Source organism: Umezawaea sp. NPDC059074 (assembly GCF_042738955.1).
GTDB lineage: Bacteria > Actinomycetota > Actinomycetes > Mycobacteriales > Pseudonocardiaceae > Umezawaea.
Window position 1 is genome coordinate 57,349 of record NZ_JBHYHC010000048.1, and the last position, 13,108, is coordinate 70,456.

Genomic DNA, 13,108 nt, shown 5'->3' on the forward strand with positions numbered 1-13,108 from the left:
AGCCGAGTGGACGAGAGCGAGGAGACCGTGTCGCCGCACGTCCCGGCGGCACACCCCGTCCGCGCCCCGGTTCCCCGCCGCACGGCGGGTGAACGGGGTCCGGGCCGCGCTGGGCCGGTTGGTTTAGCATCGCGGTTCCGGTGAGCGGAAGGGGGCAGGTGGACCAGGCGTCGAACGACACGTCGGTCGCCGGTGTCGCCTTCGCGCGGTGGGGCGTGCGACCGGAGCCCGCGATGGCCCGCTACGCGGAACCAGGGTGGCAGCACTCGCCGATGCCGGTCGAACGCCCCTGCCCGAGGTGCGACGGGCAGCTGCACGGCCTGTACCGGTCGCACCCGCACAAGGGGCGGCAGCAGCTCCAGGCCGCGGTCGTCTGCCCGACGTGCCCGGCGTCGTTCACGCTGCGCGAGCTGCAACTGTCGCAGCGGGCGGTGCTGGGGGAGTTGCGCCCGGAGTCGGTGGCCCGCCGCCTGCGCGAGGAAGCCCAACTCGCCGCCCTCGAACGCCCCGACACCTGGTCCCCACCAGCTCGTCCGGAACCTCCTGCGCCACGAGCGGAACCTCTTGTGCCGCGGCCGGATCCTGTTGCGCCGCAGTGGGAAGACCGCGCCCTGCCGTCCGACCTCGTGTCTCCGCAGGGGGAACGTTCTGCCTCGCGGTCGGACTTCGTGTCCCCGGCGGCGGATCTCCACGCTCCGCGGGCTGAACCCCGTGTCCCGCGCTCGGAGCCTCTCGCGCCGCCCTCGGAACCCTTCACGCGGCCGACGCGCCGTCCGGTCGACAGCCCGCCTCCACTGCGCCGTGAACCACCCGCGCCGGACCCCGAACCGGCCCCACCCGCCGAGCCCCCCGCCCCGATCCGCCGCCGGGTGTCGACCACGGTCATGGCGGCCCGGATCCGCTCGATCCTCACCGGCTCGACCACCGTCGCCTCGGCCCCGACCGCGTCGATCCCGGTGCTGCCGACGGCGCTGGTCGAGTCGACCGAGCACCGGCTGGTGTGGTGGCGCAAGACCGTCGACCCGCACCTGGAGCTGCCGGACCTGCCACCGGGCGCGGACGTGCGGGTCGTGCTGCCCGAACAGGCCCGGTTCGACGGGCTGCGGGAGCGGCTCAAGCAGGCCGAGGTGCCGTTCCGGTCCGTCGCGCACTGGATCGAGGAGGAGGTCGTCTCCTCGGTCGGCCCGGACGGTCGGCTCGCGCCGGTCGTGGCGGGCGCGTGGCTGTCCGAGGTGGGCGGACTCGTTCCCGACGGCTGCGACCCGGTCACCGGAGACGGGGCGCTGGCCGCGCTCCTGGCGTTCGAGGTGCTGTGGGACCTGCACGAGCCGGTCGACCCGGCGACCGTGCCCGACTCGACGCCCGCCGACCGGCTGGTGCCGCAGGAGTGGCTGCCGTTCCTGTCGTTCCCGCTGCTCAACCCGGCGCAGAGCCAGGCAGCCCCGCACATCCTGGACACCGACGAGCACCTGCTGATCGCCGCGCCGACCGGCTCGGGCAAGACCACCATCGGCAAGCTGGCCGCGTTGCGCTCGATCCTGCACGAGGGCCGCAAAGCCGCGTGGCTGGTGCCGCAGCGGTCGTTGACCGACGAGCTGAACACCGAGCTGGAAGCGTGGCGCCGCAACGGGTTGCGGGTGGAACGCCTCTCCGGCGAGTACGCGGTCGACATCGAGAAGGTCCGCGAGGCGGACCTGTGGGTGGCGACCACGGAGAAGTTCGAGGCGGTCTGCCGCGCGGGGTCGTTGCAGGCGGCGCTCGGCGAGGTCGGCTGCCTGGTGGTCGACGAGATCCACCTGCTCGGCAGCCCCGGTCGCGGCGCGCTGCTGGAGGCGCTGCTCGCACGGGTGCGCGGCGCGGAGTCGCCGGTGCGGATCGTGGGGCTCTCGGCGACGGTGTCCAACGCCGCCGAGGTCGCGGAGTGGTTGCAGGCCACGCTGGTGACGACGGCGTGGCGGCCGTCGCGGGTCACCTGGCAGCTGCCGGTGATCCCCGCGAGCACGGGGTTCGCGGGCGGCAACCGGATGCGCGAGCAGGCCGTCGTGGAGCTGACCGAGCGGCACACGGCCGAGGCGGGCAGCGTGCTGGTGTTCTGCGGCTCCAAGCGGAACGTCCGCTCGACCGCGCTGGCCGTCGCCGCGTCCCGCGGCGCACCGGTGCACACCGCCGCGCCCGACGACGTCGACGCGGTGACGCGGGTGTGCGCGGAGGTCGGCGTGCGGATGCACTACGCCGACTACGACCACAAGCACGCCGCCGAACGCGCCTTCCGGGCACGGGAGGCGGACGTGCTGGTCGCGACCTCCACCGTCGCGGCGGGCGTGAACCTGCCCGCGCGAGCCGTGATCGTGCGCGACACGAAGATCGGCGGCGAGCCGATGGACACCTCGACCGTGCAGCAGATGTTCGGCCGGGCCGGCCGGATCGGCGCGGGGGAGACGCAGGGCTGGTCGTACCTGCTGACCGAGGAGACCGAGCGGCCCGCGTGGCAGACCCGCCTGGTCGCCGGGTACTCGGTGTACTCGCGGATCTACGACAGCCTCGCCGACCACGTCCTCGCCGAGGTGCTCCAGGCCCGGATCGGCACCCTGTCCGACGCGCAGGCGTGGTGGGTGGAGACCCTGGCCCACGCCCAAGGTGACGACGACCTGGAGCCGGTGCAGACGGCCGTGGAGTTCCTGATCGAGGAGGGGCACCTCACCGGCGTCCGGCGTGGTGAGGACCTGGTCCTGGCCACGACCGACCTGGGCAGGCTGACGGCCCGGATGATGGTCTCGACCTACACCGGCCAACGGCTGCGCCGCACCCTCGGCCTGCTCCCGGTGCCGACCGACCCGGACTCCGCCGAGGAGGCGTTGAGCCTGGTCCTGGCGGTCGCGGTGCCCGAACTGGCGGGCGTCCCGGTCGCCGAGCCGGTGCGCCCCGCGGTCGCGACGGCGATCAAGGCGGGCGGCCGGACGTCCCGCATCACCCACACCACGTCCATCAAGGGCCTCGGCTCCTCCGCGTCGACCGCGCCGGGCGACCTCGCGTGGGCCGCGCTGCTCCTCGCCGCCCGGTCACCGCACCTGTTCCGGCAGTCCCGCACGCCCCGCCGGGTCGTCGCGGGCATCCCGTTGTCCACGATCTACCCGGTCATGGAGCAGGCACCCCGCTACCTGTCCTGGCTGTCAGCCCAAGGCGTGCTCGGCACGGTGCACCCGTGGATCGCGATCGTGGCCGCCGACCTGGACCAGCGCGTCCGCTGGCGCCACCTCACGCCCGGCCGCGGCGCGGGGCGACTGCTGTGGCTGTGCGAGCAGATGGCCACCCGCGCCCGCGCCAAGGACCTGGTGCCCGCGATGTGGCAGTCGGCCGTCGGCTCCGGCCTGCGCGCGCCGGACTGGAAACCCGGCGTGCCCCCGACCGGCTGCGAACTCGACCAGGCCGGCTACACCGCCCTCCTGCGCGAACGCGTCACCACGGCGACCATCACCGACCGCGCGGACGGCGCGGCCGTCACCGGGATCGCCGGCGCGACCGCCGTCACGTGGCGCGGCAAGATCCGCACCCCCGCCGTCACGACGAAGGCGAAGACGGACGTCCTCTTCCCGCCCCCGTTCCCGGACGAACCGGGCCTCGACACCGGCACGGCCGTGTTCACCCGCCGCGGCGACTACCGGGCGACCGGCTGGCTGGCCGCCTACGACCGCTTGGCGGACCTGACCGACGACGAACCACCCCCGCGCCGCCGCGGTCTGTAGACATCACACGATCGGGTCGTGACGTTTCCCCACCCGCTGTGTCTTAGAGGCAGGAACACCAACGCCCAAGACCAGAGGAGCCCCCATGAGCACCCCGATCCCGACCGCCCCCACCCACACCCGCGAGGTCGCGAAGACCAACGGCACCGCCCCCGCCACCCAGGGCTCGACGACCATCGCGGACGTCGTGGTCCAGAAGATCGCGGGCCTGGCCACCAGGGAGATCTCCGGCGTCCACGCCCTGGGCGGCGGCGCGGCCCGAGCGTTCAGCGCCATCCGCGAGCGCATCCCCGGCGCGTCCTCCAGCGCGGGCCAGGGCGTCTCCGTCGAGGTCGGCGAGAAGCAGGCCGCGGTAGACCTCCAGATCCTGGTCGAGTACGGCGTCTCCATCGCCGACCTGTCCACCGCGGTCCGCCGCAACGTGATCACCGCCGTGGAACGCATGACGGGCCTCGAGGTCGTGGAAGTCAACATCAACGTCACCGACGTCCACATCCCCACAGAAGACGACACCACCGACACCCCCATTCCCACCCGCGTCCAGTGACCCCACGCCACCCCACGCTGCCCGCGGCCAGCACTTCGGCCAGGCGAGGTGCCAGGCCCGGCCTTCCCAGCGCCGACCACGACCGATCCCTCACCGGGCTCGGCAGCAAGCCCCGCCCATCCCTCGCCGCAGCCACCGCTGGTGTTCCGGATGGGCAGGATGTCTTCGGTCTCCGGCGTGGGGAGCGGGGGCGGGCGGGCTTTGACACCAAGTCCTGCATGCGTCTCGTCTGGGGTGCTGGCGTGGTCAATCCCTCGCAGAGCACAGGGAGTTCCGCATCAAGCGTTCAGCCGCGACGGCCGCTGATGTTTCGGACAGGTGTAATGCCGGGGTTGCTCTTGCTGAATCCGTCGGCGATCTTGCCGTCCAGCGGAAATCCGGGAGCGAGTCTTGTGCCGCGAGGTCGTTTTTCGGCCAGTGGTGACGTTCACCTGCTCATCACCATTTGAACACCGTCCGCCACAAGGGAGAAGTCATGAGTCCCACCCAACTCGGTCTGCTGACCGGCATCGTTCTCGGTTCGGCCGCCGCTTTCGGCGGGTTCGGCGCTTTCCTCGTTGTTCTGCTGTTCGGGGCCGTCGGACTGGTCGTCGGGCGGGTGCTCGAGGGCAAGCTGGACCTGTCGCAGCTCGCCGGTCGCGACAGGGGCTGAGCGGCATGACCACCACGCTTGTCGACCGCGGGCGGTTGACGATCTCGGATCGCACGGTCGAGCGGATCGCCGCCACCGCCGTCACCGAGGTCGACGGGATCGGGGGATCGGCCACGCGGATGCTCGGCGTCGCCATGAGCAGGGACGGCGGTGAGCACTCGGCCAAGGTGACCGCGACGGTCAGCGGCGGCGTGGCCTCGCTCGTCGTCCGGCTGTCCGTGGCGTATCCCGCGTCGGTCACCCGCACCACCGAAGCTGCCCGCGCGCACCTGGTGCGGCGCGTCGAGGAACTGACCGGCCTCACCGTGTCCCGAGTGGACATCACCATCACCGCGTTGCGCGGCGCTGTCGCCGAAACCAGGAGGGTCCTGTGAAACGCCGTCCCCGCCGTAGCGTTCCGGCCGTGTTGACGGCCGTCGTGCTGCTCGCGGCCTGCGTGCTGGTCGCCACGGTCGCGATCCAGACGATCCTCGGCCGCACCCCGTGGCTCGACTACCGCGTCGCGGCGGACGCCGTGCACGCGACGAGTTGGAACGACCTGGCCCCCCTGATCGTCGGTGGTGTCGCGGCGGCACTCGGGCTCATCCTGCTGCTCGCCGCCTTCCTGCCCGGCACGCCCACCGTGCTGCCCCTGGAGAACGGCGAGGCCACGATCGACTCCGGCGCGTCTCGGCGCAGTTACCGCAGCACGCTGCGTGCGGCGGCCACCTCGGTCGATGGGGTCAGCGGAGCCACGGTGTCGTTGGGACGTCGCAAGGTCGCCGCCGTCGTCCGCACGGACCGCACCACGACCGACGGACTGGCCGATGCGGTGCGCGCCTCGCTGAACCACCGACTGGACGAGATCAGCCCGTCCACTCGCCCCGACCTGAAAGTCAAGATCAAGGCCGCCAGGAGCGCGTCATGACGAACCTCAACCGCCCTGCCCGGCTCAACCGTGTCCTGCTGGGCATGCTCGGCTTCGTCCTGCTGGCCGGGGGAGCGTTCGCCGTCCTGACCCACTACAACCTGCTCCCCGTCCTCAAACCGGACTCGCCCCTGACCCCACCTCTGCTGGACCTGCCCACGTGGGCCTGGTACGTCGTGGCAGCAGTCGCGACCGTCCTGGGCCTGCTCTGCCTACGCTGGATCCTCGCCCAACTGACCAGCAGCCCGAAAACCCACACCTGGCGCTACGAGCAGGACCCAACCCTAGGCCGCACCGAACTGGCCGCCAGCGCCGCCATCGCCCCGTTCATCGACGAGGTGACCGCCTATCCAGGGGTCCACGCTGTCCGCGCCACCCTGGCAGGCCACCGCCAAGCTCCCGCACTGGCAATGGTGGTCAGCGCCGAACAGGACAGCGACCTGTCCGCCATCCGCAAACAGATCGACACCGAAGGCCTGCCACGCCTACGCCAAGCATTGGACCTGGACGAGGTCCCAGTGACCATCGAGTTCAGGTTCTCCACAGCGACAGGAGCCCGCGCGCTCTAACCGGTCAAGAACGATCCCCCCGGCCCACCACAGCCGCAGTCACCCACCAGCCAACGGATGCGGCTACCGGCTACCGGCCACCTGGGTGGGGCCTGTCACCGGCCACCAGCGGCCTGCTACTGGCCACCCGTCACCGGCGGCCGCTACCGCCCACCCGCCAACCGTGGCCTGCGACCGGCCACATACGGCCCGTCACCCGTGGCGCGCTGCCGGTCACGGCAGCCGCCGCTACTTGCCCCGCGCCCGCAACCGTCCTCTCGCCACCACCACTTGCCCGCTACCTCCGGACGCTGCGAAGGCAGGGGTAGTCGGCGGGGCCAAGCCCCGCCGACGAAGACCTGCCCCCGATCACGCCGTGGTGTCGAAGGCGACCTCCTTGGTAACCACCGTTCCGGCCTTCCGGCCCGGTGCGGCCTGGAAGCCCCAGTACAGGTTCGTGTGGGCGATGACCTGTTCCGGTGACGGGGCTCCCCACGGTGACTTGTCGCCGGTGGTGTGGGCGTCGCTGACCAGGGTTGCGTCGTAGCCCCTGGTGAACGCGCCGTGCAGTGTGGAGCGGATGCACGCGTCGGTTTCCGCGCCGACCACGACCAGGCGTCCCACGCCCAGGCCCGCCAACTCGGCCTCCAGGGTGGTGGCTTCGAAGGCGTCGCCGTAGTTCTTCTCCACCAGCGGTTCGGCGTCGGTCGGGGTCAGTTCCGGGACCAGGCGCCACTCGTCGCTGCCCCGCACGAGGCCTTCGTCGGAGTGCTGGACCCACACGACGGGGATCTGTTCCTGTCGTGCTTTCTCGACCAGGCCCGCGATGTTCGCGACCACCGCGTCACGTTCGTGCGCCTCGTCCACGACGCCGTTCTGCACGTCCACCACGAGGAGCGCGCTGTTGGGTCGGTTGTCGAGGGTCGTCATGGATCTCCTCCTGCTCGTGCCGGATTCCGAATGTCCACGACGGTAGCCCCACCCACCGACAGTCGCCGGAGTACGCCGATCAGCGCTTGGCCACGGCCATGTTGTCGAACACCGCTCCGGTGTCGAACACCCGCACCCCGTTCGCGCCACTGGTGAAGCTCGTGTCGGTGACGTTGATCTTCGGTGAGACGAGGTCGTCGACGTAGACCTTGATGGACGACCCGACCGCTTCCACCCGCAGGTGGTGGCGGACACCGGGCGTGATGGTCATCGGGGTCGACGCCAGCTGGGTCCAGCTGTTCGACGCCTTGCCCAGCACGACGCGGCCCGTCGGGCTCACCCCGGCGTAGTACCCGCGGTAGCTGTCCGTGCCGGTCGCGGGCTGGGTCACGCGGAACACGAGCCCGGCGTCGCCGCGACTGCCCGTGGGCGTCACGTCGGCGTCCTGGGTGAAGTTCGCGAAGTTGGTGTCCAACAACGACTTCCCGCCGTAGGACGCCGTGGTCGTGTACCGCCCGCCCGCCGCGGACCACGTCCCGCCGTAGGTCGTCCAGCCGAAGGCGTTGTCGTCGCCGAAGTCGTCCTGGACCTTCATCGTGACGGGCTGGATCGTGCCGTCGGCCGCGAACCGCAGGCGGTCGTAGGCGAGTTGTCGGTGGTTGGCGTCGGACCGGCTCAACGGGCGGCGGTGGTAGAGGATGTACCAGATGTCCGTGCCGGGGACGTTGACCACCGAGTTGTGGCCCGAGCCGGTCGCGACGGCCGAATCCTGTTGCAGCACCTTGCCGACCTCGGTGAACGGCCCGGTCGGCGAGTCCGACATCGCGTAGGACACCGAGTAGTTCGGGCCGGTCCACCCTCCTTGGGACCACATGAGGTAGTACTTGCCGCCCCGCTTCACCATCTGCGGGCCCTCGGTGTAGTTCGCGGGCGTGATCTCCTTGAACGTGCTGCCGTCGTCGAACCGCCCGAGGCTGGTCATGTCCCGGTTGAGCTTGGCGACGTTCGCGTGGCCCCACCCGCCGTAGTACAGGTAGGCCTGCCCGTCGGTGTCGACGAACACGTCCTGGTCGATCGGCTGCGCGCCGTTCACGAACCGGTCCACGAGCGGCTTGCCCAACGCGTCGCTGTACGGCCCTTCGGGTTTGTCCGCCACGGCGACGCCGATGCCGCCGGTCTCGGCGTCGCTCTGGATGTCGTTGGCGCCGAAGTAGAGGAAGTACCTGCCGTCACGCTCGACGGGCGCGGGCGCCCACACGGCCTTGGTCGCCCACGACACGCGTGCCGTGGTGAGGACGTTCGGGTGCTTGGTCCAGTGGACGAGGTCGGGGGAGGAGAAGGCGTCCAGGTAGGTCTGCTCGGCGTAGGGCCTCGACGACGTCGGGTAGACCCAGTACTGCCCGCCGTAGACCGCGACGTCCGGATCGGCGTACCAGCCGTCGACGAACGGGTTGCCCGATTCCGCCGTGGCGTAGTCGGGGGCCGCTGTCGCCGGGGTGGTGCCCGCGACCAGGAAGGCCGCCAGCGCGAGGGTGGTGATCCTGGCCGAACGGCTGCGCCGCCAGGATTTGCAACGTTGTAAATCCATGGGTTCGATCAGAGCACGGTCACGCGCAGTGTGTCCAGTGCTACCCAAAGTCCTGTCCTGTGCCAGTCCGGTCAGACCCGGAGTCCGGCGCTACCCGACGAGCGCCTGCGTCCCGAGCACGGTGAGCAGCGCGAGCCGTTCGGCGTCCTCGGTGCCGGGAATGGCCGTGTAGACCAGGATCCGCAGATCGCTGCCCGCCACGGTGAGCACGTCGCAGTCCAGTTCCAGGGTGCCCACGAGCGGGTGGTCGACGATCTTGCGCGAGCCCTCGTTCCGCCCGACCGCCCCGGAGTCCCACAGCTCCACGAACCGCTCGCTCCTCGCCCGCAACTCCGCGATCAGCCGCTGGAGCCGGAGGTCGGCCGGGTAGCGGTCGGCGGTCACCCGCAGTTCGGACACCAGCGCCACCTCGAAGTCCCGCCGCGCCTCCGGCGTGTGCCGCACGCGCGTGCCCGTGCCGACGAGGTTGCGCCACACCCCGTTGCGCTCGAACCCGCGCCACCCGGACGGGTCGCCCATCAGCGCCGCGTAGGGCGGGTTCGCCAGCAGCAGCGTCCACGACGCGTCGGACACCGCGACCGGCGTGCCCGCCAGCCGGTCGAGCATCCGCAGCACGCTCGGCGGGATGTGGGTCGGCACCGCCTCCGGTCCCGGCGGGTCCAGCCCGGCCAGGCGGAACAGGTGCGCGCGGTCGGGCCCCTCCAGCCGCAACGCCCTGGCCAGCGCCTCGACGACCTGTCCGGAGGGATTGGCCGCACGTCCCTGTTCCAGGCGCGTCACGTAGTCGACTGAGATCCCCGCCAGCAGCGCCAGTTCCTCCCGCCGCAACCCCGCCGCCCGGCGGCGTCCGCCCGCGGGCAGCCCGGCCGCTTCCGGCGACACCTGGTCGCGGTAGCGCCGCACCGCCCTGCCGAACTCCGCCATGCCGCCAGTGTGCCCCGCCCGCTCGCGCCCAGCCTGGTACCACCGGTCCCAGGAGCACGGGGCCACTGGCTGATCACCCGGCGCGGTCACACCCTTGATGCATGACGACGACACTGATCACCGGGGCCAACAAGGGCCTCGGCCGCGAAACCGCCCGCCGACTCCTCGTCGAGGGCCACACCGTCTACCTCGGCAGCCGCGACGCCGACCGCGGCGAGCGCGCCGCCGCGGAACTGGGCGCGCGCCTGCTCGTCCTCGACGTCACCGACGACGCGTCCGTCGCCGCGGCGGCCAAGACCGTGGCGGCCGACGGCGGCCTCGACGTGCTGATCAACAACGCCGGGATCGAGGGCCGCACCCCGGACGGCGGCGTGATCACCGCCGCCGACGTCACCGGCGACCAGATGCGCACCCTGTTCGACACCAACGTGTTCGGCGCGGTCCGCGTGCTCCACGCCTTCCTCCCCCTGCTGACCCGCTCCACCGCCCCGGTCGTGGTCAACGTCAGCAGCGGCCTCGCCTCCCTCACCCGCGTCACCGCCGAGGGCACCCCGACCCACGCCTACCCCGGCCTCGCCTACCCGGCGTCGAAGGCGGCGCTCAACATGGTCACCGTCCAGTACGCGAAAGCGTTCCCCGGCATCAGGATCAACGCCGTCGAACCGGGCTACACCGCCACCGACCTGAACGCGAACACCGGCACGCAGACCGTGGAGGAGGGCGCGGAGGTGATCGTCCGTGCGGCACTGCTCGGGCCGGACGGTCCGACCGGCGGCTACTTCAGCGTGGACGGAACGCTGCCCTGGTAGGTGCTACGGCACCATCCACGACAGCACCGGTGTGGACTGGAGGAACACCAGGGCGCACATGAGTGCCAGTAGGCCGATGCTCCACAGGAACACCTTGCGGAACAGGTCGCCCTCCTGGCCGGACATACCGACGGCTGCCGCGGCGATGGCGAGGTTCTGGGGGCTGACCATCTTGCCCAGGACGCCGCCGGAGGAGTTCGCGGCGGCCATCAGGGTGGTGCTGAGGCCTGCCTGTTGGGCCGCGGCGACTTGCAGTGCGCCGAAGAGGGAGTTGGAGGAGGTGTCGGAGCCGGTGACTGCTACGCCGATCCAGCCCAGGATCGGGGACAGCACGGCGAAGAACGCGCCCGCGCCCGCCATCCACGTGCCCAGGGTCGCGGTTTGGCCGCTGGCGTTCATCACGTACGCCAGGCCCAGCACGGCCATCACCGTGACGATCGCGGCCGCCAACTGCCGGTAGGTGGCCAGGTAGGTGCTCCACGCCTGGCGCAGGCCGATGCCGATCAGCGGGATCGTGATCAGGCCCGCGATGACCAGCAGGGTGCCTGCCGCGCCGAGCCAGTCGAACTTGAACAGCGGCAGCGTCGACGGCTTCCCGTTCGCCGTCAGCAGGTGCAGGCCCGGCCAGGTGAACGTCCTCGTGGCGCTCGCTAGCGCGGTCTTGACCAGCGGGATCTGCGCCAGCGCGAACACCGCGATGATCACGCCATAAGGGGCGTAGGCGCGGAACACCTCGCGGGAGTTGTCGGACGGCTCGTCCGTCGTGGTAGTGCCGCCGGTCGGGACCGTCTCGACGTAGGTGTGCGCGGGACGCCAGACGCGCAGCAGGCCCACGGTCGCGGCGGCGCTCACCAGCGCGGCGACGATGTCGGTCAGGGGAGCGCTGAAGTAGTTGGAGGTGGCGAACTGCGCCAGCGCGAAGGTGATGCCGCAGACGGCCGTGGCGGGCAGTGTCTGGCGGGCGCCGCGGGGGCCGTCGATGATCAGCACGAGGGCGAGCGGGACGAAGACGCCCAGCAGCGGGGTCTGCCTGCCGACCATGGCCGCCAGGTCGTGCAGCGGGAGGTTCGTGACCGTCGCCAGCGTGGTGATCGGGGCGGCCAGCGCGCCGAACGCGACCGGCGCGGTGTTGGCGACGAGTGCGATCGTCGCCGCCTTCAACGGCCGGAAACCCAGTGCCACCAGCATGACGCTGGTGATCGCCACCGGCGTGCCGAAGCCCGCGAGCGCCTCCAGCAGCGCGCCGAAGCAGAACGCGATGATCACGCCCTGGATCCGCTGGTCGTCGCTGACGCGGGCGAACGACCGGCGCAGCACGTCGAAATGTCCCGTCCGGACGGTCATGTTGTAGATCCAGATCGCGTTCACCACGATCCAGAGGATCGGGAAGAAGCCGAACGCCGCTCCCTCGCTCGCCGCGAGCAGCGCTTGGCCGACGGGCATCGGGTAGGCGACGACCGCGACCAGCACGGCGATCAGCAGCGAGAGCAGGGCGGCGAGCCACGCCCTCATCCGCACCACGCCGAGCAGCACGAACAGCGTGGCCAGTGGCAGGGCGGCGAACAGGGCGGTCAGGCCGAGCGAACCCGCGACGGCGTCGAGAACCGGCTGGTACACGTGCTCCTCCTCGGTGAGGAACCGCAGGGAATACGCTTTCCTCCCCCGAAGCTAGGGGGAGCGGCTCCCCGTGGTCAACAGCCGCTCCCCAGCAGGTCAACGGAGGCGGGCGGAGACCGCCGACACCCACAGCATCGCGCTGATCGCGCCGACCGCCAGCGTCAACGAGCCCGCCGTGCCGCCGGTCATCGCCCAGCCGTTGCCGACCAGCAGCGCGGTGCCCGCGACGCGGGACAGGACGGCGTCGCGGTGGTTCCCGGCGCGGGCGAAGTGGCGGCCGAGGACGTAGCAGGCGGCGATCAGGGCGATGAACGTGATCGTGCCGGAGACCAGGTGGCCGTAGGCGTGCCAGGTGAGCGAGGCGGACATCCCGGCGGGCGTGCCCGCGGGGAAGCCGTCGCCCGGATCCATCACCAGGACGCCCGCGGCGATCAGACCGAAGCCGCTGACGGCCACCAGTCGCGGCGCCCACGTGCTCGGCAGGGCGCGTCGCAGGCCGATCGCGCCGATCACGGTCAGAATGCCCGCGACGACGAAGTTGACGATCTGCACCCAGCCGAGCGCGCCCGTGCTCAGCAGGCTCAACGGGTGGCGGGTCAGGTCGAAGCCCTCACGGGTGGCGACCTGGGCCAGCGAGACGACCGCCCAGAGCGGTCCGGCGACGGCGCCGCAGGTGAGCAGCGAGCGGGTGGAGGTGACGGGGAGCTGCGTGGTGGTCATGGCGGGTGTCCTTCGTCCGGTGAGCGTGTCACCACCACGTCGCTGGCGCGATGTGACAGGGAATGGCACCATTACCAGTCAAATCCGCCGTTCCACCTCCCCGCGTAGCCCCACAACCACCCA

At 71.4% G+C, this 13,108-nt stretch carries 12 protein-coding genes; 7 read left to right on the forward strand and 5 right to left on the reverse strand.

All coding sequences use genetic code 11. The annotated features are described in order from the left end of the window. The first annotated feature begins 140 nt into the window (after positions 1–140). The 6 genes from ACFWW9_RS22500 to ACFWW9_RS22525 all read left to right on the forward strand — a co-directional run bounded on the left by ACFWW9_RS22500 (position 141) and on the right by ACFWW9_RS22525 (position 6,418). A complete protein-coding gene (locus ACFWW9_RS22500) occupies positions 141–3,743 on the forward strand; it encodes a DEAD/DEAH box helicase (protein WP_390381079.1) in 3,603 nt (1,200 codons plus the stop codon). Positions 3,744–3,828: 85 nt separating this feature from the next. Continuing rightward, positions 3,829–4,290, forward strand: a complete 462-nt coding sequence (locus tag ACFWW9_RS22505; RefSeq protein ID WP_390381082.1) for an Asp23/Gls24 family envelope stress response protein — start codon at positions 3,829–3,831, stop codon at positions 4,288–4,290. Positions 4,291–4,765: 475 nt separating this feature from the next. Continuing rightward, positions 4,766–4,942 (forward strand): hypothetical protein, encoded by a 177-nt coding sequence (locus ACFWW9_RS22510; RefSeq protein ID WP_390381085.1) that lies wholly within the window; start codon positions 4,766–4,768, stop codon positions 4,940–4,942. A gap of 5 nt (positions 4,943–4,947) precedes the next feature. Then, the gene (locus tag ACFWW9_RS22515; protein WP_390381088.1) at positions 4,948–5,316 is read left to right on the forward strand and encodes an Asp23/Gls24 family envelope stress response protein; all 369 of its coding nucleotides are present in this window, start codon (positions 4,948–4,950) and stop codon (positions 5,314–5,316) included. Positions 5,317–5,345: 29 nt separating this feature from the next. Beyond that, positions 5,346–5,849 (forward strand): DUF6286 domain-containing protein, encoded by a 504-nt coding sequence (locus ACFWW9_RS22520; protein WP_390381091.1) that lies wholly within the window; start codon positions 5,346–5,348, stop codon positions 5,847–5,849. Next, the gene (locus ACFWW9_RS22525) at positions 5,846–6,418 is read left to right on the forward strand and encodes an alkaline shock response membrane anchor protein AmaP (RefSeq protein ID WP_390381094.1); all 573 of its coding nucleotides are present in this window, start codon (positions 5,846–5,848) and stop codon (positions 6,416–6,418) included. The genes ACFWW9_RS22520 and ACFWW9_RS22525 overlap by 4 nt, the downstream gene beginning before the upstream one ends. 348 nt (positions 6,419–6,766) lie before the next feature. Here the strand turns inward: ACFWW9_RS22525 and ACFWW9_RS22530 are convergent, their stop codons facing one another. From ACFWW9_RS22530 to ACFWW9_RS22540, 3 genes are all read right to left on the reverse strand, one after another. Next, positions 6,767–7,327: an isochorismatase family protein gene (locus tag ACFWW9_RS22530; RefSeq protein WP_390381096.1), complete on the reverse strand. Its 561-nt coding sequence runs from the start codon at positions 7,325–7,327 to the stop codon at positions 6,767–6,769. 79 nt (positions 7,328–7,406) lie between these two features. Beyond that, positions 7,407–8,915 carry a glycoside hydrolase family 43 protein gene (locus ACFWW9_RS22535; protein ID WP_390381099.1) on the reverse strand — a complete coding sequence of 503 codons (1,509 nt, stop codon included), beginning with the start codon at positions 8,913–8,915 and terminating at the stop codon, positions 7,407–7,409. Between the two features lie 90 nt (positions 8,916–9,005). Next, positions 9,006–9,839 carry a helix-turn-helix transcriptional regulator gene (locus ACFWW9_RS22540; RefSeq protein WP_390381102.1) on the reverse strand — a complete coding sequence of 278 codons (834 nt, stop codon included), beginning with the start codon at positions 9,837–9,839 and terminating at the stop codon, positions 9,006–9,008. A 101-nt stretch (positions 9,840–9,940) separates the two neighbouring features. Here ACFWW9_RS22540 and ACFWW9_RS22545 point away from each other — a divergent pair, with 101 nt between their 5' ends. Continuing rightward, positions 9,941–10,648: an SDR family NAD(P)-dependent oxidoreductase gene (locus tag ACFWW9_RS22545; protein WP_390381105.1), complete on the forward strand. Its 708-nt coding sequence runs from the start codon at positions 9,941–9,943 to the stop codon at positions 10,646–10,648. 3 nt (positions 10,649–10,651) lie between these two features. On the opposite strand, the gene ACFWW9_RS22550 is transcribed toward ACFWW9_RS22545, so the two are convergent. Further along, positions 10,652–12,265: an L-lactate permease gene (locus ACFWW9_RS22550; RefSeq protein ID WP_390381108.1), complete on the reverse strand. Its 1,614-nt coding sequence runs from the start codon at positions 12,263–12,265 to the stop codon at positions 10,652–10,654. Positions 12,266–12,361: 96 nt separating this feature from the next. Then, positions 12,362–12,985 (reverse strand): DUF998 domain-containing protein, encoded by a 624-nt coding sequence (locus ACFWW9_RS22555; RefSeq protein WP_390381111.1) that lies wholly within the window; start codon positions 12,983–12,985, stop codon positions 12,362–12,364. Positions 12,986–13,108: the final 123 nt, after the last annotated feature.